Genomic DNA, 20994 nt, shown 5'->3' on the forward strand with positions numbered 1-20994 from the left:
CCCTCCCGGCGATCAGTTAGATTTGATTGTGAACCAAAAAACCCGCGCTTCCTACCGACTGACGACTGCCCAACGCTGGCAACTGGCACTCAGCGTGTTTGTGGTCTATTGGCCGTTGCGGCTGTATGTCAATATCTGGAATCCGGCCTGGGCGTTCAAACTAACACGACTGCCGTTTTTCGTGCTGGAGTTTGGGTTGTTCGTGCTGTTTTTCTTCGTCTGGATCGGCATATCGGAGTGGATTCACCGCCGTTTTTTTTCGGTCTGGTTTGGCGAACGCTTCCTGATCGAATTCAAAATACCGGCCCAGCTCACTACGCTGGCGATTGCCAGTATGATCGCCGTCGGGTTCAACAGTTGCTTTATTTTTATCTGGCACACACTCGACGATTATCTGGAGTCGCGCATTGCCACATACCGCGATCAGCCCCACCGTACGTTTACTCCTTCCGAAGAGCGGATGCGGCTGGAAAACCGCGATCAGCGCCGACGGGCCAACAACGCGCTAACCGTTATGGCCATGCTGTCGGCGTTTTATCTGGCCGCCAACCGACGCGCCTATCGTCGGCTGGAAGACGTAGAAATAAAGGCCGAACGGCTCGAAAAAGAAAACGTGACGGCGCAGTTTGCCGCCCTCAAAAGTCAAGTCAACCCGCACTTCCTGTTCAACAGCCTGAGCATTCTGTCGTCGCTGGTACACGCCGACGCCGACCTGTCGGAGAAATTTATCGATCAGCTGTCGCGGGCGTACCGGTATTTGCTGGAGCAGCGCGACAACGAACGGGTGCTGCTCAAAACCGAACTCGACTTTATTCAGGCGTACCGGTTTCTGCTGAATATCCGCTTTGAGAACAAGTTCGACGTGATTATCGACGTGCCGGAAGCCGATCAGACCCGCTACAGCATCGCCCCACTGACGCTGCAACTGCTGGTCGAAAACGCCGTTAAGCACAACCGCATGTCGACCCGCGAACCGCTGACGATTCGTATCAGTCAGGAAGGCGAATGCCTGGTCATTCAGAACAACCTACAGCCGCGCCCGCAAGCCGAACATTCGACGGGTGTCGGGCTGCAAAATATTGTTACGCGTTACGCTTTGCTTACCAACCACCCGGTTTGGGTGGGCGAGAGCGACGGTAATTTTGTCGTCAAGATTCCGCTGCTGACCTAGCCCATCCCCACCATCACGCCTATGAACGTACTGATTATTGAAGACGAAAACCTAACCGCCAACCGGCTCGAATCGCTGCTGCGCAAATACGACTCCTCGATTCGGGTGCTGGCGCATATCCCGTCGGTAGCCGAAGCGATTGCGTGGCTGCGCGCGCCCCACGATGCGCTCGATCTGGTGTTTATGGATATTCACCTCGAAGACGACCTTGGGTTCCGTATCATCGAGCAAACCCAGCTGACGACCCCCGTTATCTTCACGACCGCCTACGACGAATACATGATTCAGGCGTTCAAAGTCAACAGCATCGACTACCTGCTCAAGCCCATCAACTTCGACGAACTGGCTGCGGCTATCAACAAATTCAAAGCCCTGAAGCAGCAGTTCGGGCAGTCAATTCCGGCTGCGCCCGATCTGGAAACGCTGATGAGCCTGCTCGGCCGATCGCAGCCGGTAGACTACAAAGACCGGTTTATGATCTCGGTCGGCACGAAGATTCGCAGCATTGAAACCCCCGACATTGCTTACTTTTTTCTGGAAGACCGGGTTGTGTTTCTGTCCACGAAAGACGGCCTGAACCTCCCCGTCGACTACAGCCTCGACAAGCTGGCGCAGCTGCTGAACCCCCGGCATTTCTTTCGTGTGAACCGGCAGTATCTGGTGTCGCTGCCCGCCATTCAGACCATTCATACCTACTCCGCCGGTAAGCTCAAAGTCGACCTCCTGCCCCGCCCCCGCCACGATGTCTTCGTCAGTGGCGACCGTATGACGGAGTTCAAGGAGTGGCTGGGCAAATGAGCCGGGTTAATGTTTAAGGTCTAAAGTTTAAGGTTCTGGCGTTAGAAACGACATGAGTGGGTGCAGCCATTGAAACGTTAAACTCTAGACCTTAAACAGTAAACCACCTGCCAAAGGCGTACCTTTGCGGGATGGAGGACATGTTTGAGGACGAAGAAGACGATTATACCCCAGAGAAGCCGGAACGCGAACACCGGCCACGCGGGCAGCGTACCGACCAGCAGCTGACGGTGAAAGAGCCCGCTGAACTGATGGCATTTCTGATTGCCAGCCTGCCCCACAAAAATCGTAACAACATAAAATCGCTGCTGAGCAACCAGCAGATCAAGATCGACGGGCGGATCAGTTCACAGTTTAACCAGCCCCTCCGGCCGGGTCAGATCGTGACGGTATCGGCGGCCCGCGCCCCCCGCACGGCGCAGTTCCGGGGTCTGACGATTCTATACGAAGATCAGCACCTGATTATCATCAACAAGCAGGCGGGTATCCTGTCGATGGGTACCGAGAAGCAGCGCGACCATACGGCTTACAGCATTCTCAGTAGTTACGTCAAGACCGAAAATCCCAAAAACCGCATTTTTATCGTTCACCGGCTCGACCGCGAAACGTCGGGGGTAATGATGTTTGCCCGCAGCGAACGCGTGCAACGGCTGATGCAGGAGAGCTGGAACGAAACCATCCGGCAGCGCACCTACGTAGCACTTGTCGAGGGGGTTCCGTCGCCGGAGCAGGGCAAAATAGAGTCGTACCTGCACGAGAGTAAAGCGCTGATCGTCTACTCCAGCCAAAACCCCGACACCGGGCAACTCGCTATCACGAATTATAAGGTTGTCCGCGCTGCCAACGGCTATGCCCTGCTCGAACTCGAACTCGAAACAGGCCGCAAGAACCAGATACGGGTACATATGCAGGACATCAAGCACCCCATTGCGGGCGATTCCAAATACGGTGCTGAATCCGACCCCATCGGTCGCCTGGGTTTGCACGCGGAAGTGCTGGCGTTTGAGCACCCCATCACGAAAGCTCCCATGCGGTTCGACGCCCCCATCCCAAAGGGCTTTCTGGCAGTGCTGAAATAACGGGGCACGGTATGAAGTTTACGGTTTTCAGTAGTCGGTTTACGAGTGTGCGAATGCACTAGCCAGCACCGTAAACCGAATACTGTAAACTGTAAACCGTAGACCTACTGTACAAACCGGTATTTCACCAGTACCCAGATGGCTTCGATACCGTCGAACCAGGAAATTTTCTTGCCTTCTTCGATCGATCGCGGGTAGTAGTTGATTGGCAATTCGTGAATACGGACACCCCGCTTCGCCACTTTCGCCGTTACCTCGGGGCAAAACTCGAAGCCGTTGCATTCGAGCGGAATTGATTGCAGAAACTTCGAATCGAATACCTTGTAACAGGTCGGTTCGTCGGTCAGGCGCTGGCTGTAGAGCAGATTCGTAAGCCAGGTAACAATTTGTCCGCCCAGGTAAAAGCTGAAGTACGAATGGCGATTCTCAGGTTTCAGAAAGCGTGACCCGTAGATGACCTTCTCCCGTCCGGCTACGATGGGCTCAATCAGTTTGACATAATCCTGCGGTTCGTACTCCAGGTCAGCATCCTGTATAATGGCGATGTCGCCCTGAATGTGCTGAATGGCCGTTCGGATGGCTGCGCCCTTACCCTGATTGTGCGTGTGGTGAATGACCCGTACGTTGGGCACGGCGTTATACGTAGCCAACCGTTCACGGGTGCCATCTGTCGACCCATCGTCGACGATGATAATCTCTTTCTCCAACGGTACCGCCTGTATTTTCTCGATTATAGCGTCGATCGATTTTATTTCGTTGTAGGCGGGAATCAGAACAGACAAAAGCATAGGGAGGTATTACGAAAATGCAATCTAAAAAAAACAGGGAGATTCAATCATTTACGAACCCAATACTTCATCAGAAAAGTAGAATCGGTACCGGGACGAAAATAGCGATCGAGCCCCTCTCGCAACTGACGTAGCGCGTATACGTTGGCGGGTTTCTGCGCGGCTGTGCTGTCGTCGATTACGTGCGCCCGGTTGTCGATGATGATTAGTTTCAAACTCGTATCGGCCAGGGCGCGGGCGTACGTGTCCGGGTGCTGATCGATGTAGTGTGTCGTCTGCATCTCGGTATTGATAAACGGCACGTTTGGCACAACGTCGGATAGAAAATACAGCATCATCGCATTGTCGAAGATCAGCGCTTTCCCCCCCGGCCCCACCTGCTGCCGGATAAAACCGGCGTTGTACACTTCGCCCCGGTAGTCGGCCAGTTGCGTAAACCGCCGAACGGCATCGGGTCGGTACAGCCACAAGCCAGCACCCAGCCCGATCACCAGCACCACCGCCCCGGCTATAGCCACGCGCGGTAACCGGTTCAACTCCCACGATTGATTCGTCAGAAACCGATCGATCAGAAAACCGAGATGGACGTTGAAAAACACGGCAGCGGGGAAAAAGTAGTGGCTGGCCTGCGTCTTCAGCAGCGACGCGCAGGCGAACACGCCCAGCAGCAGCGCCAGCCACAACGCGGGCGTCTGCGCGTACTGACGTCGGTACGGCGGCAACCACACCAGCACCAGCGACACGGCCAGCAAGCCCAGCAGCCAGCTTAGTTTCACCAAAAACTTGGCCAGAAATAAAGTATGCGACGGGTAGCCACCAAACGGGTAAATATATGTCCACTCGATATGCGGGTTCAGTCGGCCGGTGGCGTAGAAATAGGTTGCCGACAGGCCCAGCGGCAGCAGAAAGCCCAGCAGCGTCAGGAGCCCCCGCCCCACCATCCGGCCGAACGTCTGATGGCCCGTTAGCCAGAGCAGGGTGAGATAGCCCGCGAAACCGACCATGTAGAAAGCCGCCACGCTTTTGAAGCACATACCGACGCCCAGCAACGCGCCCGCGCCCAGCCAACGCCAGCTAGCGCGTCCGCCGTTGCGGATTACCAGTCCGAAGGCCAGCAAACCCGTCAGCGCGATCCAGCTTTCGGGTTCCAGAAAATTCATTTCGGTGAAAAAGCACGTCAGTGCCGTCAGCCCAGCGCCCAGCGCAGCCGCCCGGTTGCCCAACTGCCGAACAGCCCAGTAAGCCGACACTACCACCGACATCGCCAGCAACGTTATCAGCAACGAAATACTGACGTGATTATAGCCGCCCAGCAGCCCCAGCAGCACGTGGGTCGACGAATAGATCAGGTACGATTTCGACGGGATAAAGTCGTATAAGGCCCGGTGTTCATCCAGCGAACGGGCGACGTACAGATATTCCGTCGCGTCGTAGCCGTAGCCTGAGTTGTAGGCAAAGACAAAAAAAACCAGACCAAACAGCGCCAGTGCCGGTAGTAGTCGAAGCATAGTTAACAGTCAAAATTTCAAAAATCCGCAGCGTCTGGACTTTGTAACCAGTCAGTGTAGCCCGGACGTGGATCGCTCCAGCGCACCGGTCTAGGCTACACCTTGTCGTCTGCACCTTCCAGGTGTGGACGGGCGCGACAGCGACCAAAAAGCTGCCGTCTTACGTAGTTGCTCTATCGGGAAGGGCTATCAAGTTCTGATTAACAATACCCTCCGCCCCCTGAGAGGTTGTTTGGGGAATGAATTTTTGTCATCCCGACGACAGGAGGGATCCGCTCCGGCGGCCCGGTCCGGTAACCGGCGTTTTCTTGCCCCTAGCGAACCGGGCCGCCGGAGCGGATCCCTCCTGTCGTCGGGATGACAAAAAAGGCAATTTTGACCCGGATCATGCTTCCCCAAACAACCTCTGAAGGGGGAGAAACTCATTCGCGGGACGCTCTCCCTTCAGGGGGCGGGGGTAAACAGCCTGAACCCTTACAGCCTCCGAATCTGAACCCACGCTTTGGAGTCCAGACTACACAGTCTACGCCGTAATAACCGCGCGGCTTTGACCGACCGGGCGGAGGTTAGCCAGGCAGCGTACCAGCAAGGTCATCGGAAACAGCACGTCGACCCCGCCCGGCACTGTCGACAGGAACATCCCCACGATTATCAGCAGCCCCGTAAAGGCAAAGTACCGCGACCGCCGGGCATTCGTTGCGTTCTTGTTCGTCGCCCAGAAAATCAGCGGCAGATGGTACGGAGCTAGGTAGAGCAGCGTCGGATTCCAGGTCGTGACGCCGTGGTCGGTACCTACCCAGAGCAGGAGCAAAAACCAGCCCAGGAACCCTACCACGCCAAACAGCCACAAATCGAGCCGCCGACTAACATAGCCCCGCTGATACTGCCGGACAGTCGCAAAAACAATCACCAGCCCCAGCACGGCGAATACCACCGTCGGGTCGAAGATGATGGGTACCTGCTGCCGGAAAGTCGTTGCCGCCTGAGACAGCGTTTTATCCTCGGCTACAAACGGCTGTGTAACGCCGTTCGGCTGCCGGATCGTGGCGCGGGCCAGCTGATCGTGGACGTTATTGGGCAAATACATCGCGTGCCAGCCGTCGGTTTGCTCGTCGGCCGGGCGACCGATGGCCAGGTTCATCCCCAGCTTCGCCCACGGCTTCTCACCCAGATAATCGTTCATCCAGTCGCGGTACGACTTACCCGTCATCACCGTCGCCGACGGAATCAGCAGGCTGTCGCCACAGGCTTCGACCAGTTTGTCGCGGGGGCGCGTGGCACAGTTGTCGTAGAAAAACTTGTACTGATACGTCCGGTTTTCGGGCAGCATGTTGGTTTCCAGCACCTGAAACACCCGTTGCCGCTGCGAGGCCGACAGGTTCAGCACCTGCTCCCGCACCGACCGGTTCTCCTGCTGATAGGCGTACATGAACAGGTACATATCGTAGGCGTCGATGTAGTACGGCAGCGTTCCGCGCAGGAATTTCACGTAGAAATTATCTTCCGTAAACCGGAAACCGCCCCAGCCGTAGGTACGGTCGAGGTTGAGCGCGGGGTCGTAGACGCGGATGGCCGTATGCCCAAACACCGAGTACAGCTCCTCACCCGGCCCTGCCGTCAGCAGACTGATCCGCGCACCCGGCGACAGCGTCTGCGCGTTGGTCAGCGACGCACTTAGCAGCACCACTACGAACAGCAGCAAGCGGGCGGCACTACTCATCGTCTTCCTCATCGGTTTCGTCGGCGTACTTGTTGCGACGCCCTTTATTTTTCTCAGGCTCTTTCCCCTGAACGCAGATAACCAGCTCACCTTTGATTGTTTTTTCGCCAAAATAAGTAATGAGTTCCGATAACGGCCCGCGCCGGTTTTCCTCGAACAGCTTCGTCAGCTCGCGCGACACACTGGCCGGACGGTCGGCCCCGAACAGCTCGGCAAACTGCCCCAGCGTCTTCAGCAGGCGGTGGGGCGACTCGTAGAACACCATCGTCCGCTCCTCGTCGGCCAGTTCGCCCAGCCGTGTCTGCCGCCCTTTTTTGTGGGGCAAAAAGCCCTCGAACGTAAACCGGTCCGTCGGCAAACCCGAGTTGACCAGCGCGGGTACGAAGGCCGTTGCGCCGGGCAGGCACTCGACCACGATGTCGTGCTGCACACAGGCCCGCACCAGCAGAAAGCCGGGGTCGGAGATGCCGGGCGTACCCGCGTCGGAGATTAGCGCGAAGCTTTTACCCGCCTTCAACTGCTCGATGAGCCGCTGTACGGTCTGGTGTTCGTTGAAAATATGATAACTCTGCAACGGCTTGCTGATGGCGAGGTGTTTCAGCAGCACCCCCGACGTGCGGGTGTCTTCGGCCAGAATCACGTCGACCGATTTAAGCACGTTGATCGCCCGGAGGGTAATGTCGTCCAGATTCCCGATGGGTGTCGGCACCAGATACAATTTCATGCCCGCAAGTTAACAGCTTTGCCCCGCTGGATGGTGATATTTTTGGTTGTGCGGCCTTTAGAGGTTGATGTTTACCGTTCAATGTCCAATGTTTAAAGTTGGTCTGTCACCCGGATTTGTGTTTTAGGACCGTCGCCCTCACACGCCAACATTGACCGTTAAACGTCAGACCTTAAACCCACGATTCATGCGCTCTATCTTCCTCTCCCTCCTGCTCAGCCTGTTGATGCTGACGGCGAACGCTCAACGATGGACGGCCCAGCAGGCCAACGACTGGTACAAAACACAACCCTTTCTGGTGGGGGCCAATTTCATCCCCAGCACCGCCATCAATCAGCTTGAAATGTGGCAGGCCGACACCTTCGACCCGGCTACCATCGACAAAGAACTCGGCTACGCGGAAGGCATCGGCATGAACGTCATGCGCGTGTTTCTGCACAATCTGGTCTGGGAACAGGACGCCGAAGGGTTCAAAAAGCGCATCGACCAGTTTCTGCAAATCGCCGACAAGCACCACATCAAGATCATGTTCGTGCTGTTCGACTCGTGCTGGAACGACGACCCGCAGCTGGGCAAGCAGCCCGCGCCCGTGACGGGGAAACACAACTCGGGTTGGGTACGCGCCCCCGGCACCAAACGCCTGTTCGATTCGCGCACCTGGGCCGGACTGGAGCAGTACACGAAGGGCGTGCTGACCGCCTTCGCCAGCGACAAGCGCGTGCTGGTGTGGGACCTGTTTAACGAACCCAGCAACAACGGCTACAACGACGCCGTGGTGCCGCTGCTAACCAAAACGTTTGCGTGGGCGCAGGCTGCCCGCCCGTCGCAGCCGATTACCGCTGGCTGGTGGAACGATCACGAACTCTCCAACGACATCATGTTTGGTCAGTCGGACATTATCACGTTCCATAACTACAACGAAGCCCCCAAGCTGGAAGCGCAGATCATCGACCTGCAAAAACGGTTCGGCCGCCCGCTGATCTGCACCGAATACATGGCCCGCACCCGCAACAGCACGTTCCAGAGTAGCCTGCCCATTTTCAAGAAATACAAAGTCGGCGCGATCAACTGGGGACTGGTAAAGGGCAAGACTAACACCATCTACGCCTGGAACGCCCCCATGCCCGACGGTAAGGAGCCGCCCGTCTGGTTCCACGACATCTTCCGCCCCGACGGCTCCGTCTTCGACCCCGCCGAAACCGCGTTGATTAAACAGATAGCTAAGTAGATGATCGTCTTCGTCCACAGCGATTGATACCGGCCTTACCGAATAATCAATCGCTGTGGGTTATTATCATTTGTTAATGTACCATTGTGACAAGACGTACAGTTCAGGTACGCACATACAGCAAAACTACGGAACTACAATTAGCTAATAACTAACAACTCATAGTTCACCAGATATCAGTACAATAACATGTTGTGTGTTTCTCAAAGCAGCGCTTCCATTTTGCGACAGGTGAAATAATTGAGTTGGTCGGCTCTGAAAAATCGAGCGGGTCAGTCGAGACGTGAAGAACGTCCTGCTAAGTAAGGGCTAGCGGTATAATACAACAAACATTTTCTCTGTTCTATTTCTTGACCATTAGAAAAACCACTTAAAACAAAATAATATGTTCAAAAATACCTTTTCATTTGAATGTCGTATCAGAAGGTCTGAGTACGGTATAAGCGCCATTATTTATGCCTTTGCAGCTGTGATTATAAATGTCATTATGCAAGCAGGTGAAGGGGCAGCACTCATAGGAATAGCATATATTCCTTTATTGTGGTTTCTGTGGTCGCAGGGTGCGAAAAGGTGTCACGATAGGGGTAACAGCGGCTGGTATCAAATTATCCCTTTCTACGGACTTTGGATGTTATTCGCCGACGGCCAAGCCGGCACCAACGAATATGGGCCTAATCCCAAAGGCATAGGGGAACAAATACAGAACACTAATGTTTGAGAAAACGCTAGCGTTATTTGTCGTATTGTTCGTATGGTTTGGATTTGTTTTTGGACAAACAAATCCAAACCATGTCAGAGTCAGCGGATACACAAGAAAAGATGGAACTTATGTTCAGCCGTATTTTCGTACTGCTCCAAACGCAACTAACAGAGATAATTTCTCCACAACGGGTAATATAAATCCATATACAGGTAAGCCAGGCTGGATTGAGCCAGACAGTAGGTATAGTACCTTTTACTATAATACATACACTTATCCTTCTGCGAGTAATAAAAGCAGATATGTAATAAACTCAACAGAACCTCCTAAGTATAGAGATAGAACTTATGTTGAAGACGAATATGGTAAGTACTCCTGTTATCTAATTCCGAAAGATAAGAGAACATTTAATATCTACGATATGAGCGATAATTTAATTCTATATTTGGTCGTGAATCATAGAGGTGACTGGAGAATATTTGACAGTAATTTAATTTATATCAAGACAATTTTTGTAACAACGGAAAAATGAAGACGTATTGCATCTTATTTTCAATACTCATCGCCTTTAACTGTTCTGCTCAGACTTATTATGCAAGTCCCCTCGGATTCAAAATAAATTTTGACAAGACTTGGAAAAGAGTTCCAAAGGAAATTTTACAAAAAAAATTGAACGACATAAAACAACTAGTAGAATATCGCGAAGATGTTCAATTTGACGCTTGCTATCAAAAAATTGGTAATGCAGATATGGATTATCCTTACATATTGTTTAAAAATATTCATGCTGCTACTGATAATGAAACTGCTATAAAAAAAGTCCAAGAGTATTTTACAAGCAAGTCTACCTTTGAAAAAACAGTGCAAAATATGGTCAATGGAAAGTTTGGCCTTGAACTCACAGTGGGCAAAAACTATTATGATGCTCAAAACAAAATTTTAATACTCACGTACGATATTGGAATTAGTATCAAAGGAAATTTAGTTGGAATGTTTGCTTTCTATTTTGGAAAAAAAGCTAGCCTCATGACTTATTGCTACAGCTACAAAGATGAGTTTAAGTACGACCAGAAAGAATTCATAAATATTGTTTATTCAATAGAAGATAAAGGCATGGTAACAGATATGTCACACTACACTCAAAAACACGACATAGCTGTAAAATACTACAACGATGGTAAGATGCAATCTGAAAACGAAAATAGACAAGAAGCCATACGTCTATACACAAAAGCAATTGAAAATTATCCAGTTGAAGATACATACATGAAATCCGAAGCCTTATACAATCGTGGCTTAAACAAACGCTATATTAATGATTATAAAGGAGCTATTGCTGATTATACGCAAGCGATTAAACACCGACCTAATTACTTTAAGGCATACAATAATCGCGGATATGCTAAACTTTTACTTGAAGATTATACAGGTGCTATCATAGATTTTACAATGACAATAAAATATGATAATTACAATACAGAGTTTTCCAGTATGGCATTAGGGAATAGAGGGATTGCCAAAGTATTTTTAGGTCAAGATGGGTGTTTGGACTTAAAAAAATCGATTGAGTTAGGTAATCAAAACGCTCATAAATTTTACAATGAATACTGTAAATAGTAACGCAAATTCAGCACCTCATAAAAAAACACTGAGTGACATCGTGTAATTTGAGTCAGCGGATCCGAATTAAGGTGAATTCGAATCGCAACTTGGTATGTAGGTGTCAATGAATTGGAGAGGTTCAGTTGTATGAGGTTGTTGAATTCGTTTGGCGTGGGCAACATCCCCCCTGACAGGATGCTTGCCGGGTATATGATGTTTGCAGCCCAACCGGCTATGTGTGTTTAGGCTCCGTACAGTCGCTATCGGCCCTATTGGCGTTGAGTGAACATAACGTAACGCATCAATTTGGCCCATTGCTGCATAAAAGTCGCTTCGTTCACATTAATCAAAAACGGCAATAACCAAACTCCCACAATTCAATGAAAGATTGCAAAGTTGAAGCCCTGATTTATTACACGAAAGTAACGCTTGACTCCGAGCACATACTCAAGGCATCTAAAGAGGAAATTCAGGAGAAGCTGGATGAATACACGGCCAAAGGCTACCGGCTAACGTCGACAACATCGACCAATTTTGGCTTTGCTATTTACATCTATCTGTTTTTTGAAAAGGACGTCTAGTAGTCTTTTCCGCACACCATGCAACTGGCTGTAGACTTCGACCTGCGCCCCTGGACAATGGATGATTTGGGTAGTCTGGTCAGCTACGCCAACAATCCGCGCATTGCCCGGAACATGACCGACAAGTTTCCGCATCCCTACACGGAAGCCGATGGGTTGTCCTTTATCGAATTTGCCACGGCTGACAGTTCGGCGCACATCTTCGCCATTGACGTTGCGGGCGAAGCGGTCGGCGGCATTGGCGTTCATCCGCAACCGGATATTCACCGGAAGAACGCGGAACTTGGCTATTGGCTGGCTGAGCCTTTCTGGGGCAAGGGTATCATCAGTGCAGCCATAAAACGGGCAGTCGACGTTGCTTTTGAGACGTACGACATAGACAGAATTTTTGCCCGGCCCTTCGGCACGAACGTAGCGTCGCAGCGCGTGCTTCAGAAGAACGGTTTTGTGCTGGAAGCTCAGTTCAGGGGGACGCTCTATAAGAATGGGGAGTACCTCGATGAGTTGATTTATGCGCTAAGGCGGCCCAACTGGAAGCCTGATTGATGGCTTTTCGACCTGATCGGTACGCCGTATCTACACCCGTCAACGTATCAATTGTATCTGACTTAGAGCGACTTTTGCTCGTTACTGCTGGCTGTTGCACAGAATGGACAGCACCGCAATCAAACAAACTATGGCGCTATGTCGTTTCGTTTGGGTTTTAAACGCATTCAAAACAAATCTCATCACCATCATTCGACACGAATATGAAACTGAACATGCTCTTCGCCCTTGGTTTGTGTGCAGCCCTTACCACTGGTGCTTCGGCGCAGGACGACAAAGCCGTCAAGGAAGCCCGGAAAGCGGAAACACGGCGGGATGTCAAAAAGGTAGGCGACAAAGTTGAAAACGGCGTGGCCGATGGCGCGCACGCGGTCGGTACGGCTGGCCGGGCTGTAGGGAAAGCGGGCAAGGCTACCGGAAAAGCTGTGGCCAATGGTGCTAAGGCAACCGGCCGGGCCGTGACCAAAGCAACGAAAGCTACTGGTCGCGCGATCAGTGGTGAAGCCAAGAAAGTTGAGAACTAGGCTAGTTCCTACGCTTATCCGCGTGTCGAGGTAGCCGTTGGTTTGTCAACCACGACAGGGGTTTCAGTAAGTACGTAACGTACTCGCTGAAACCCCTGCCCGTTTTGGGGCATTTTTCTGTCATCCCGAGCCTGCGAGGGATCTTAGGGTGCTGGCCGAACAATCCTCACCTGGCGAAGATCCCTCGCAGGCTTGGGATGACAGAAAAAGGCGGGATGACAAAATCCTTTCGTATTTTCCTGACGGTCAGTAGCGAAGGGATCTATACGGGAAAAGCCAAAACCCCGGCTATGACTCTGCGGTTAGGTGGGCATGAACGCCATAGACACGCTAACCTATACAGTTACTGAACTCATCAATCAGGGGCAGCCCCCCGGTCCTACGCTCGACGCGATTGTCGCCTGCGTGGGGCAATCACTAGATGCAGACCGGTGCTTCCTGTATGTCCGTCGGCCTGCGTTGGGGCTGGGCCGCACGGCGTTTTGCTGGCGCAGGAGTGCAGACATCCCCACTAAAAACACGATTCAGCCCCAGTGGCAAGCCGACACCACGGACCTGCCCAACGAAGACCCGCTGATCCGAGCTGGGTTGGCCATGAAGCCTTCGGTGTACGTTGATGATGTGGAAGCTGCCGGTCCGCAGGTGCTGAACCGGCAGTTTGAGCAGGAAACATTCGGTCACCGGGCGTTAATTCACGCCCACATTCAGAAAGACGGGCAACTGTGGGGCATCTTGCAGCCCTGTATGTTCGATGGTCCGCGCCACTGGACGGCGCCCGAAAAGGAACAGATCGAGGCTATCCTCCCCCGCCTGCAACCACTAATCGCGGCCTACGTGGTATCTGCCTGATCGGCGCTACCTCACACCCATAACTGATTCGCAGCGGTCAGGATAATTGGCTGCTTGTCGGTGACGACGATGGTGTGTTCGTGCTGCACGGCCAGGCTGTCTTTGGCGACCAATGTCCAGCCGTCGCCCTTCTCCTGCGCGTACGACGCTTTGGTCGACAAAAACGTCTCAATTGCCACCACGGAGTGCTTCCGAAACCGCGTTTTGTTGGCCCGGTCGTAGTAGCACAGAATCTCGTGCGGCTCTTCGTGCAGGCTCCGCCCGACGCCGTGCCCCGACAGGTTTTTGATAACCCGGTACCCACTTTTCTTCGCTTCCGTTTCAATCAGTCGACCGATCTCAGCGATTTGTACGCCCCCCCGGATATGGCTGATCGCTTTGGCCAGAATGCGCTTCGACGCTTCGACCAGTTCACCGCGCTGATGAATATCCTGCCCCAGCACAAACGACCCGCCGTTATCCGACCAATAGCCGTTCAGCTCGGCCGACACGTCAATATTAACCAGATCGCCCTCCTGCAAAAACCGCCTGGCCGACGGGATACCGTGGCAGACTTCGTCATTTACACTGATACAGGTCCAGCCGGGAAAGCCGTAGGTGAGTTTGGGGGCCGACCGGGCACCGTACTGTTGCAGCAGTTGCCGCCCGTACTGATCCAAGGCAAACGTCGACATACCGGGTCGGGCGTACTCCTGCATGCCTTTGAGAGTCAGGCCAACAATCTGGCTAATTGCCTGCATCCCGAGCAGGTCTTCCTCTGATTTTAACGACATAACGTTGTGCGTTTGTTTTTAGCCAGCTTCTGCGCAACACAGCTACAGCAACTGGCGATCTTAACGGTGGAGCCAAGGTGACGGCAAAGTAATCGCCGTTCAGGCAGTGGTAATTCAGTAACAGTCGGATCAATCAACCAATTCCGGCGCGTCGTCACGGTTATCTTTCCATCTACAACAATGAGTTGATTCCTTGCCTGGCATACCCCACAAATGCCTACATTTAGGTTATGCAAGTACTTAGCGCGAGGGTGCCGGTACCGGTTTATCCGCTGGAACTGGATGAAGTCGGGCATCCGCAATTCAGGCTGTACCACTACGAGGGGAGTATGCCCAATCTGTCCGAATTGCTTGTCCCGCATCGGAAAGACCATTATCTGCTGGTGTTCGTCAAGCATGCGGTTGGGCGGCAATGGATCGATATGACGCCCTACGTGCTTCAGGACAACACCATCTACTTTGTCGGTCCCGAACAGGTTATTGTCAAGGAAGAACTGAGTCAGGCGTGGAGCGAGGGGATCGCGTTTACGGCTGAGTTTCTGTCGCTTCAGGAAAACGCGTCGCTGCGTAACCTGCCCTTGATTCAGAATCCGCAGAACGGACATGAATTGCGACTCACAGACGCGGACGTTCGTTTCGTCGAGGATATACTGGATCAGATCAATCGGGAGTATCGACAACCCGGCGACTGGCAACAGCGCATGCTTGGCGCGTACCTGACGGTGCTGCTCACCTACCTGAGCCGTTTGTATACCGAGCAGTTTCCGGCCACCGAGACCTCCGCCGACACTCTGCTGCTAAAGCAATTCCAGGCCAAAGTCGACACTCATTTTCAGCAGGTACATGAAGTAAGCGAGTATGCGGCCATGCTCAACCTGTCGGCGGGGTACTTGAGCGAGGTCGTGAAAGAGCAGAGCGGCAAACCAGCTATCAAGCACATCCACGACCGCCTGATTCTGGAGGCCCGGCGTCTGCTGTTTCACACCGAACAGGCACTGAAAGAAATCGCCTACGAACTTGGCTTTGCCGATGCCTCGTACTTCAGCCGGTTCTTCAAACGCGAAACGGGCGTGACCCCGGCCGAGTACCGCAGCAACATCCGTAAAATGTACCAGTAATGCCGTAGAATGTGTTCCAGCCGTGCGTGACCCGCCTGGTACCTTTGTCCCGTTAACAAACGCAACACGATGAAAACAGTATTGATAACGGGAGCCAACAAAAGTATCGGCTTCGAAACGGCCCGGCAACTACTTCAGCTCGGCTACTATGTCTACCTGGGTAGCCGCGATCTGGCAAAGGGACAACAGGCCGTCGATCAGTTACAGGCCGACGGGCTAACGCAGGTCGAACCCATCGCAATCGACGTCGACGACCCGCAATCGGTGCAGTCGGCCCGCGATGTGCTGGGTCAGAAAACGGCCGTGCTGGACGTGCTGATTAACAACGCTGGTATCTCTGGCAGCGTAACAGCAGGCCCACTAGCAACAGACCTCAGCGAGTTCCGGCAGGTGCTCGACACCAACTTCTTCGGGGTCATTCAGGTGACGCAGGCGTTTGCCGATCTGCTGCATCAGTCGCCGGAGCCGCGCATTGTCAACGTCACGTCGGGGCTTGGGTCGCTCACCCGGCAGAGTGATCCGTCATGGGTTTATTACGGCATTACGCCAGCGGCCTATGTCGCGTCGAAAGCAGCCCTCAACGCCTACACCATTGCCCTCGCTAACCACCTGCGCGACACGCCGTTCAAGGTTAACGCCGTCGATCCGGGCTATACCGCAACGGATTTCAATCACCACTCCGGCCCCGGTACCGTGCCCGATGCAGCTGCCCGAGTCGTTAAAGCCGCCACCCTGGGACCGGACGGCCCCACAGGTCAGTTCTACAGCGACGACAACGCCCCAGACACCGGCATCAGCCCGTGGTAATACCTATCGTTATAAACGTCAAAATGCCCGATGCGCTAACGTATCGGGCATTTTTGCTTGGTGACAGTTCCGTTATGGAGCTAGTATAGTCTACGCTCCACCATGACGCTACGCCTTGGCAGGACTGGTTGACGCGGTAGACGGTCGGTTCGTTTTCGCTTTGTAAGCGCGAATGAACGCACTGATAGACCGGCGTTCTTCATCGTTCGGCTGACGGTTGACGACTTCTACGTCTACCTCTTCGATTAACTTTGGACGTTTCGGCTTCATAAGTAATTCTTTATTAACTGACTAGCAGCCTTCGTATCAACAAACATTCGTACTGAATTGCCCAGCCGCTGCGCTCCCAGCAAATCCCGGTAGTGACTGACCAATTTTGTCTTAGACTCGAAGACGATAAATCCATCGTACCCCTTGTCGAACGACTCCTGACAAATAATGGCAAACAAGTTACCGGCTACCCCCTGATACAAACGGTTTTCGCCCCGATTAAACGAAGCAGACTCAACCAGGTTGACAAACATGTGGTCGCCAAAATCAGAGCAGCTAATCAAACCTTGTATAACAGCTGGGTTTTCTCTGGTGGTTAGCTTGTAAACAACCCGCTCAGCGGTTTTGATCTCTTTCTTCCAATCGAACAACCAGAACTTCTTTTGCAAAAGCGGCAGATCGTCTTTTGTGATGCGGAAAAAAGTGGTCTGAAATTGTTCCTTACTGATACGGTTTGTAATCAACTTGCTTACGGCGGATAGTAACAAAGTACGAACAAATGAGCTACGCGCTGACTCAGCAAGCAATATATTTCATTTATTCGCTTGTGTCGAATAAATCTGTCTGGTCTGATTTTCCCAGACAGGCTATCCCCATCTATGCAACGCACCGCTACGCTCCTTTTTCTCCTTTTCCTGCTCACTCATCAAGCTATTCAGGCCCAGCCATCTGCAAAACGACGCGTTGTCGTACTGACCGACATCGAAGCCGACCCCGACGATGCCGAGTCGATGGTTCGCTTTCTGACTTATGCCAACGAGTGGGACGTTGAGGGGTTGATCGCGACGACGTCTATTCACCAGAAAAGTCGCGTTGCGCCGGAGAGCATCCGCAAAATACTGTCGGCGTATGGTACCGTGCAGCCTAATCTGTTGAAGCATGCGCCCGGCTTCCCGTCCGCGCAACAGTTGCTGACGAAAGTAAAGCAGGGTTTGCCCGTCTACGGCATGGCTGGCGTCGGGGCCGGGCACGATTCCGAAGGCTCGGACTGGATTGTGCGGGTGCTAAAACAGGCGGACCCGCGACCGGTCTGGTTTTCGGTATGGGGTGGCCCAAACGTGCTGGCGCAGGCGCTCTGGAAAATTCAGCAAACCGAAACGCCGATTAACGCCAGTCGACTGTACCAGAAAGTACGCATCTACACGATCTCCGATCAGGACGATTCGGGGCCGTGGATTCGCAAGACATTTCCAGCCATATTTTACGTCGTAACGCCCGGCTACAACTACGCCGACGCGACCTGGCTGGGCATGTCGTTTCCGTTTCCGGGTTCCAACGCCGACGTCATCTCGGCCGACTGGCTGGCAAAGTATATTCAGCAGAGCCACGGTCCGTTGGGCGCGGCCTATCCCGACGTGGCCTACGGTATGGAAGGCGATAGCCCGGCGTTTCTCGGTCTGATTCCCAACGGCCTGAACAATCCCGAACGGCCCGACTACGGCGGCTGGGGCGGTCGCTACACGTTTTACAAACCTGATTTTCGCGATTCCAACACCGGCCGGTTCCGGCGCGACAACTGGCCCAAAGACGAGCCCGAAACGCGCCCGATCTGGACAAATACGGCAGACTCTGTAACGGGGCAGGATAAGCAGCGATACGGCAGTCCGCAGGCAACGATCTGGCGGTGGCGGCAGGCGTTTCAGAACGATTTTGCCGCCCGGATGGCGTGGTGTACCAAGGCGTACGCAGCCTGCAATCATCCACCCGTCCCCCGGTTGGCGACGCCCGATTCGTTCACGGTGAAGTCGGGCGAGACGTTCCACCTCAACGCCGATGGCACCACTGACCCCGACGGCGATTCGATGAGCTATCTGTGGTTTCAGTACCCGGAAGCCGGTACGTATCCCGGTCAGGTCAGTACCCGCCCCTACGCACCCAATCTGTACGACCTGCCCATGACGGCCCCGTCAGTTACGAGTCCGCAAACGATTCACTTCATTTTGCAGGTAACCGACAAGGGCACCCCCGCCCTGACCCGCTACAAACGGGTTATCGTGACGGTAGTGCCCGGTAACTAGTGTCTCACACATCGGAGCGCCGACCGGCACCCTGCTGTTTGAGACAATTCATTATTGATAAACGCGGACGTAGTCGATTTCGTAGCGCGAGGGGAACGCGGTAGACGATGGGTCGCCACCGTTATCGCCACCGATGGCGAGGTTGAGCATCACGTAATGCGGCTGTTTGAACGGGTTGATACCCGATCCATCGCCGTTGATTGTTTCGCTGAGTTTAACCGTATTCAGCACCCGCCCGTCGACCGATAGCTGAATCTGCTGCTCGTCCCAGTCCATTCGCCAGACGTGAAACTGATCGGCCCAGTTGGGGTCGTTCATCTCGGTGATGGGTAGTTTGGAACTGCGCCAGTTGGCCGTCCAGCGTTTGTTGGTGCCCCAGGCTACGTTAGCCAGCAAAGCACCCCGGTAATATTCCATGATGTCGATTTCGCCGTTCGAGGGCCACTCTCCTTTGGTACCCAATGTCCAGAAGGCAGGCCACAACCCCGACTGCGTCCGAATCCGCGCCCGCATTTCAAACCGGCCGTACTGCCAGCTTTGCAACCCCTCAGTTTTCAAACTGGCCGCTGTGTACTGAATCGTCTGGCGGTTGGTGCGCCAGTCGGAACTACCCGCTTTATAGTTGGGGTTGGCCTGCTGCGTCCGGCGTCCTTCGATCACGAGCATGCCGTTCTGGCAGAACGCGTTGTCGGTCTGGTACCATTGCAGTTCGTTGTTGCGCACAAACCCGGTTTCGTACGCCCAGTTCTTACTGTCGGGACGGCCGTCCTGATTAAACTCATCGGACCATACCAGTTTCGGCGTTGAGTCGGCGGGGACGGGTGTGGGCTGAACGACACTGGTCCCGCTTGTGCAGCTTGTTGCTAAGCCGGTGGCCAGCCAGCCGATACTCACCAGCGCTGTAACCAGCCCAATTTGTGCCAATTGATTTTTCATACGTCAAGTCAGTTTACGGTTAGTTCAGCGCGTGTCATGCACGGCGGTCTACTTAAATGACTTGCCCAAAATAGGGGTATACAGCGCTCTCATCGCCCTGACAGCAGGCGGGTTCTTCAGGAATGGGTATTTCTTCCAACGAAAAACCCGCCTGCCATCGGGACGACACGAATGCGATTTTCACCACTTCGCGCTAGCGTATTGGTCGGCGGCTGACGCCTTCTTTCGTGATTTTCACCGGCTTGATCGATCCATCAGCGGCAAACTCCATCCGGTCGATGCAGGTTTCGCGGTGGTTGCCGTCGGTTTCGGTCAGCGGCCGACGGTGGTAGACAATATACCAGTCATCCGTTGACCCGCTTGGTACCTGGATGACGGAGTGGTGGCCTGCGCCCCTGGCAACGGTCGGGTCCTGCTGGAGAATTTTACCGACGCGCTTGAACGGTCCGAACGGTGAATCGGCGACGGCGTAGGCAACGGAATAATCCGGTCCGGTCCAGCCCCCCTCCGACCACATGAAGTAGTATTTGCCGTTGCGGATAAACATAAACGGCCCCTCGACGTAGCCTTCCGGGGTAATCTCATGGAACGTTTTCCCATCGGGGAACGGCAGAAAACCGGTGAAGTCAGGTTTGAGTTTGGCGATGTTGCAATGCCGCCAGCCGCCGTAGATCAGGTAATACTGCCCGTCTTTGTCATGAAAAACGAACTGATCGATGGGCTGCGCGCCGTTGTGAAACTTGTCGATCAGCGGCTTGCCGAGATAGTCGCGGAACGGACCTTCGGGTTTGTCGGCCACGGCCACACCGATGCCGCCCCGCTCCTGATCGTTCTGGATGTCGTTGGCCCCGAAGAACAGGTAGTACTTGCCGCCTTTCTCCGTAATCGACGGTGCCCACATCGCCCGCTTCGCCCATTTGATACTCGTCGTGTCGACGATGCGCGGATGCTTGGTCCACGTTACCAGATCGGGCGACGAGAAGGCGTCCATGAACACCTGCTGGTTGTAGGGGGCCGAATAGGTCGGGTAAATCCAGTACTGCTTGTTGAAAACAATACCTTCGGGGTCGGCGTACCAGCCCGGGAAAACCGGATTTCCGGCGGTGGTTTTGGTGGCCGACGGGCTGGCGGTTTGCGCCGTGGCGGTAAGCGTTGTCAGCCCCAAGAGGGCGATCAGGGTTCGTTGAGCAAGTGACTGCATTCGAAAACGTTGCGTTTTTTCAGGTTCTTCGCTCCCAATAAGGCAATTTCTTT

22 protein-coding genes are annotated in these 20994 nt (G+C 53.6%); 14 read left to right on the forward strand and 8 right to left on the reverse strand.

Annotated features, from left to right (window positions below):
* The first annotated feature begins 28 nt into the window (after positions 1-28).
* From HH216_RS18595 to HH216_RS18605, 3 genes are all read left to right on the forward strand, one after another.
* On the forward strand, positions 29-1171 hold the full coding sequence (locus HH216_RS18595) for a sensor histidine kinase (protein ID WP_169552159.1): 1143 nt from the start codon (positions 29-31) through the stop codon (positions 1169-1171).
* A 21-nt stretch (positions 1172-1192) separates the two neighbouring features.
* The gene (locus HH216_RS18600) at positions 1193-1969 is read left to right on the forward strand and encodes a LytR/AlgR family response regulator transcription factor (protein WP_169552160.1); all 777 of its coding nucleotides are present in this window, start codon (positions 1193-1195) and stop codon (positions 1967-1969) included.
* Between the two features lie 131 nt (positions 1970-2100).
* Entirely contained in the window at positions 2101-3048 is a 948-nt protein-coding gene (locus tag HH216_RS18605) for an RluA family pseudouridine synthase (protein WP_254448510.1), read from the forward strand.
* Positions 3049-3152: 104 nt separating this feature from the next.
* Here HH216_RS18605 and HH216_RS18610 read toward each other — a convergent pair whose 3' ends face one another.
* From HH216_RS18610 to rsmI, 4 genes are all read right to left on the reverse strand, one after another.
* Positions 3153-3836, reverse strand: a complete 684-nt coding sequence (locus HH216_RS18610) for a glycosyltransferase family 2 protein (RefSeq protein ID WP_169552161.1) — start codon at positions 3834-3836, stop codon at positions 3153-3155.
* A 47-nt stretch (positions 3837-3883) separates the two neighbouring features.
* On the reverse strand, positions 3884-5344 hold the full coding sequence (locus tag HH216_RS18615; protein ID WP_169552162.1) for a glycosyltransferase family 39 protein: 1461 nt from the start codon (positions 5342-5344) through the stop codon (positions 3884-3886).
* A 523-nt stretch (positions 5345-5867) separates the two neighbouring features.
* The gene (locus HH216_RS18620; protein ID WP_169552163.1) at positions 5868-7076 is read right to left on the reverse strand and encodes an Lnb N-terminal periplasmic domain-containing protein; all 1209 of its coding nucleotides are present in this window, start codon (positions 7074-7076) and stop codon (positions 5868-5870) included.
* A complete protein-coding gene (rsmI, locus tag HH216_RS18625) occupies positions 7057-7788 on the reverse strand; it encodes a 16S rRNA (cytidine(1402)-2'-O)-methyltransferase (RefSeq protein ID WP_169552164.1) in 732 nt (243 codons plus the stop codon). The genes HH216_RS18620 and rsmI overlap by 20 nt, the downstream gene beginning before the upstream one ends.
* 187 nt (positions 7789-7975) lie before the next feature.
* On the opposite strand from rsmI, the gene HH216_RS18630 reads away from it, so the two are divergent.
* The 8 genes from HH216_RS18630 to HH216_RS18665 all read left to right on the forward strand — a co-directional run bounded on the left by HH216_RS18630 (position 7976) and on the right by HH216_RS18665 (position 13818).
* Positions 7976-9016, forward strand: a complete 1041-nt coding sequence (locus HH216_RS18630; protein ID WP_169552165.1) for a glycoside hydrolase 5 family protein — start codon at positions 7976-7978, stop codon at positions 9014-9016.
* A gap of 385 nt (positions 9017-9401) precedes the next feature.
* Entirely contained in the window at positions 9402-9734 is a 333-nt protein-coding gene (locus tag HH216_RS18635; protein WP_169552166.1) for a DUF805 domain-containing protein, read from the forward strand.
* Positions 9727-10248 (forward strand): hypothetical protein, encoded by a 522-nt coding sequence (locus HH216_RS18640; protein WP_169552167.1) that lies wholly within the window; start codon positions 9727-9729, stop codon positions 10246-10248. Before HH216_RS18635 ends, HH216_RS18640 begins: the two co-directional genes overlap by 8 nt.
* Complete coding sequence (locus HH216_RS18645; RefSeq protein ID WP_169552168.1) at positions 10245-11333, forward strand: tetratricopeptide repeat protein; 1089 nt, start codon at positions 10245-10247, stop codon at positions 11331-11333. The genes HH216_RS18640 and HH216_RS18645 overlap by 4 nt, the downstream gene beginning before the upstream one ends.
* Positions 11334-11698: 365 nt before the next feature.
* The gene (locus HH216_RS18650) at positions 11699-11899 is read left to right on the forward strand and encodes a DUF4177 domain-containing protein (protein WP_169552169.1); all 201 of its coding nucleotides are present in this window, start codon (positions 11699-11701) and stop codon (positions 11897-11899) included.
* A gap of 18 nt (positions 11900-11917) precedes the next feature.
* Positions 11918-12445, forward strand: coding sequence for a GNAT family N-acetyltransferase (locus tag HH216_RS18655; protein ID WP_169552170.1), 528 nt, complete (start codon positions 11918-11920; stop codon positions 12443-12445).
* Between the two features lie 203 nt (positions 12446-12648).
* Positions 12649-12969, forward strand: a complete 321-nt coding sequence (locus HH216_RS18660; protein WP_169552171.1) for a hypothetical protein — start codon at positions 12649-12651, stop codon at positions 12967-12969.
* Between the two features lie 312 nt (positions 12970-13281).
* A complete protein-coding gene (locus HH216_RS18665; RefSeq protein ID WP_169552172.1) occupies positions 13282-13818 on the forward strand; it encodes a GAF domain-containing protein in 537 nt (178 codons plus the stop codon).
* Positions 13819-13829: 11 nt separating this feature from the next.
* Here the strand turns inward: HH216_RS18665 and map are convergent, their stop codons facing one another.
* Entirely contained in the window at positions 13830-14591 is a 762-nt protein-coding gene (gene map / locus HH216_RS18670; RefSeq protein WP_169552173.1) for a type I methionyl aminopeptidase, read from the reverse strand.
* A 230-nt stretch (positions 14592-14821) separates the two neighbouring features.
* On the opposite strand from map, the gene HH216_RS18675 reads away from it, so the two are divergent.
* Entirely contained in the window at positions 14822-15709 is an 888-nt protein-coding gene (locus HH216_RS18675) for a helix-turn-helix domain-containing protein (protein WP_169552174.1), read from the forward strand.
* A 69-nt stretch (positions 15710-15778) separates the two neighbouring features.
* Entirely contained in the window at positions 15779-16516 is a 738-nt protein-coding gene (locus HH216_RS18680) for an SDR family oxidoreductase (RefSeq protein WP_169552175.1), read from the forward strand.
* 266 nt (positions 16517-16782) lie between these two features.
* Here HH216_RS18680 and HH216_RS18685 read toward each other — a convergent pair whose 3' ends face one another.
* Positions 16783-17250, reverse strand: a complete 468-nt coding sequence (locus tag HH216_RS18685; RefSeq protein WP_169552176.1) for a hypothetical protein — start codon at positions 17248-17250, stop codon at positions 16783-16785.
* A gap of 135 nt (positions 17251-17385) precedes the next feature.
* Between HH216_RS18685 and HH216_RS18690 the strand changes: the two genes are divergently transcribed.
* The gene (locus HH216_RS18690; protein ID WP_169552177.1) at positions 17386-18804 is read left to right on the forward strand and encodes a DUF1593 domain-containing protein; all 1419 of its coding nucleotides are present in this window, start codon (positions 17386-17388) and stop codon (positions 18802-18804) included.
* A 51-nt stretch (positions 18805-18855) separates the two neighbouring features.
* Here the strand turns inward: HH216_RS18690 and HH216_RS18695 are convergent, their stop codons facing one another.
* Both HH216_RS18695 and HH216_RS18700 read right to left on the reverse strand, forming a co-directional pair.
* Entirely contained in the window at positions 18856-19740 is an 885-nt protein-coding gene (locus HH216_RS18695) for a glycoside hydrolase family 16 protein (protein WP_169552178.1), read from the reverse strand.
* A 193-nt stretch (positions 19741-19933) separates the two neighbouring features.
* Positions 19934-20941, reverse strand: a complete 1008-nt coding sequence (locus HH216_RS18700; RefSeq protein WP_169552179.1) for a glycoside hydrolase family 43 protein — start codon at positions 20939-20941, stop codon at positions 19934-19936.
* Positions 20942-20994 lie beyond the last annotated feature (53 nt).

It is taken from the genome of Spirosoma rhododendri, from assembly GCF_012849055.1.
Classification (GTDB): Bacteria; Bacteroidota; Bacteroidia; order Cytophagales; family Spirosomataceae; genus Spirosoma; species Spirosoma rhododendri.

Bases quoted from the DNA above. Each gene is read 5' to 3' on its own strand.
- HH216_RS18700 (WP_169552179.1), bottom strand. From the start codon at position 20,941: ATGCAGTCACTTGCTCAACGAACCCTGATCGCCCTCTTGGGGCTGACA.
- HH216_RS18615 (WP_169552162.1), bottom strand. From the start codon at position 5,344: ATGCTTCGACTACTACCGGCACTGGCGCTGTTTGGTCTGGTTTTTTTT.
- HH216_RS18600 (WP_169552160.1), top strand. From the start codon at position 1,193: ATGAACGTACTGATTATTGAAGACGAAAACCTAACCGCCAACCGGCTC.
- HH216_RS18640 (WP_169552167.1), top strand. From the start codon at position 9,727: ATGTTTGAGAAAACGCTAGCGTTATTTGTCGTATTGTTCGTATGGTTT.
- HH216_RS18630 (WP_169552165.1), top strand. From the start codon at position 7,976: ATGCGCTCTATCTTCCTCTCCCTCCTGCTCAGCCTGTTGATGCTGACG.
- HH216_RS18650 (WP_169552169.1), top strand. From the start codon at position 11,699: ATGAAAGATTGCAAAGTTGAAGCCCTGATTTATTACACGAAAGTAACG.
- rsmI (WP_169552164.1), bottom strand. From the start codon at position 7,788: ATGAAATTGTATCTGGTGCCGACACCCATCGGGAATCTGGACGACATT.
- HH216_RS18690 (WP_169552177.1), top strand. From the start codon at position 17,386: ATGCAACGCACCGCTACGCTCCTTTTTCTCCTTTTCCTGCTCACTCAT.
- HH216_RS18605 (WP_254448510.1), top strand. From the start codon at position 2,101: ATGGAGGACATGTTTGAGGACGAAGAAGACGATTATACCCCAGAGAAG.
- HH216_RS18660 (WP_169552171.1), top strand. From the start codon at position 12,649: ATGAAACTGAACATGCTCTTCGCCCTTGGTTTGTGTGCAGCCCTTACC.
- HH216_RS18645 (WP_169552168.1), top strand. From the start codon at position 10,245: ATGAAGACGTATTGCATCTTATTTTCAATACTCATCGCCTTTAACTGT.
- HH216_RS18610 (WP_169552161.1), bottom strand. From the start codon at position 3,836: ATGCTTTTGTCTGTTCTGATTCCCGCCTACAACGAAATAAAATCGATC.
- HH216_RS18635 (WP_169552166.1), top strand. From the start codon at position 9,402: ATGTTCAAAAATACCTTTTCATTTGAATGTCGTATCAGAAGGTCTGAG.
- HH216_RS18680 (WP_169552175.1), top strand. From the start codon at position 15,779: ATGAAAACAGTATTGATAACGGGAGCCAACAAAAGTATCGGCTTCGAA.
- HH216_RS18665 (WP_169552172.1), top strand. From the start codon at position 13,282: ATGAACGCCATAGACACGCTAACCTATACAGTTACTGAACTCATCAAT.
- map (WP_169552173.1), bottom strand. From the start codon at position 14,591: ATGTCGTTAAAATCAGAGGAAGACCTGCTCGGGATGCAGGCAATTAGC.
- HH216_RS18675 (WP_169552174.1), top strand. From the start codon at position 14,822: ATGCAAGTACTTAGCGCGAGGGTGCCGGTACCGGTTTATCCGCTGGAA.
- HH216_RS18655 (WP_169552170.1), top strand. From the start codon at position 11,918: ATGCAACTGGCTGTAGACTTCGACCTGCGCCCCTGGACAATGGATGAT.
- HH216_RS18695 (WP_169552178.1), bottom strand. From the start codon at position 19,740: ATGAAAAATCAATTGGCACAAATTGGGCTGGTTACAGCGCTGGTGAGT.
- HH216_RS18620 (WP_169552163.1), bottom strand. From the start codon at position 7,076: ATGAGGAAGACGATGAGTAGTGCCGCCCGCTTGCTGCTGTTCGTAGTG.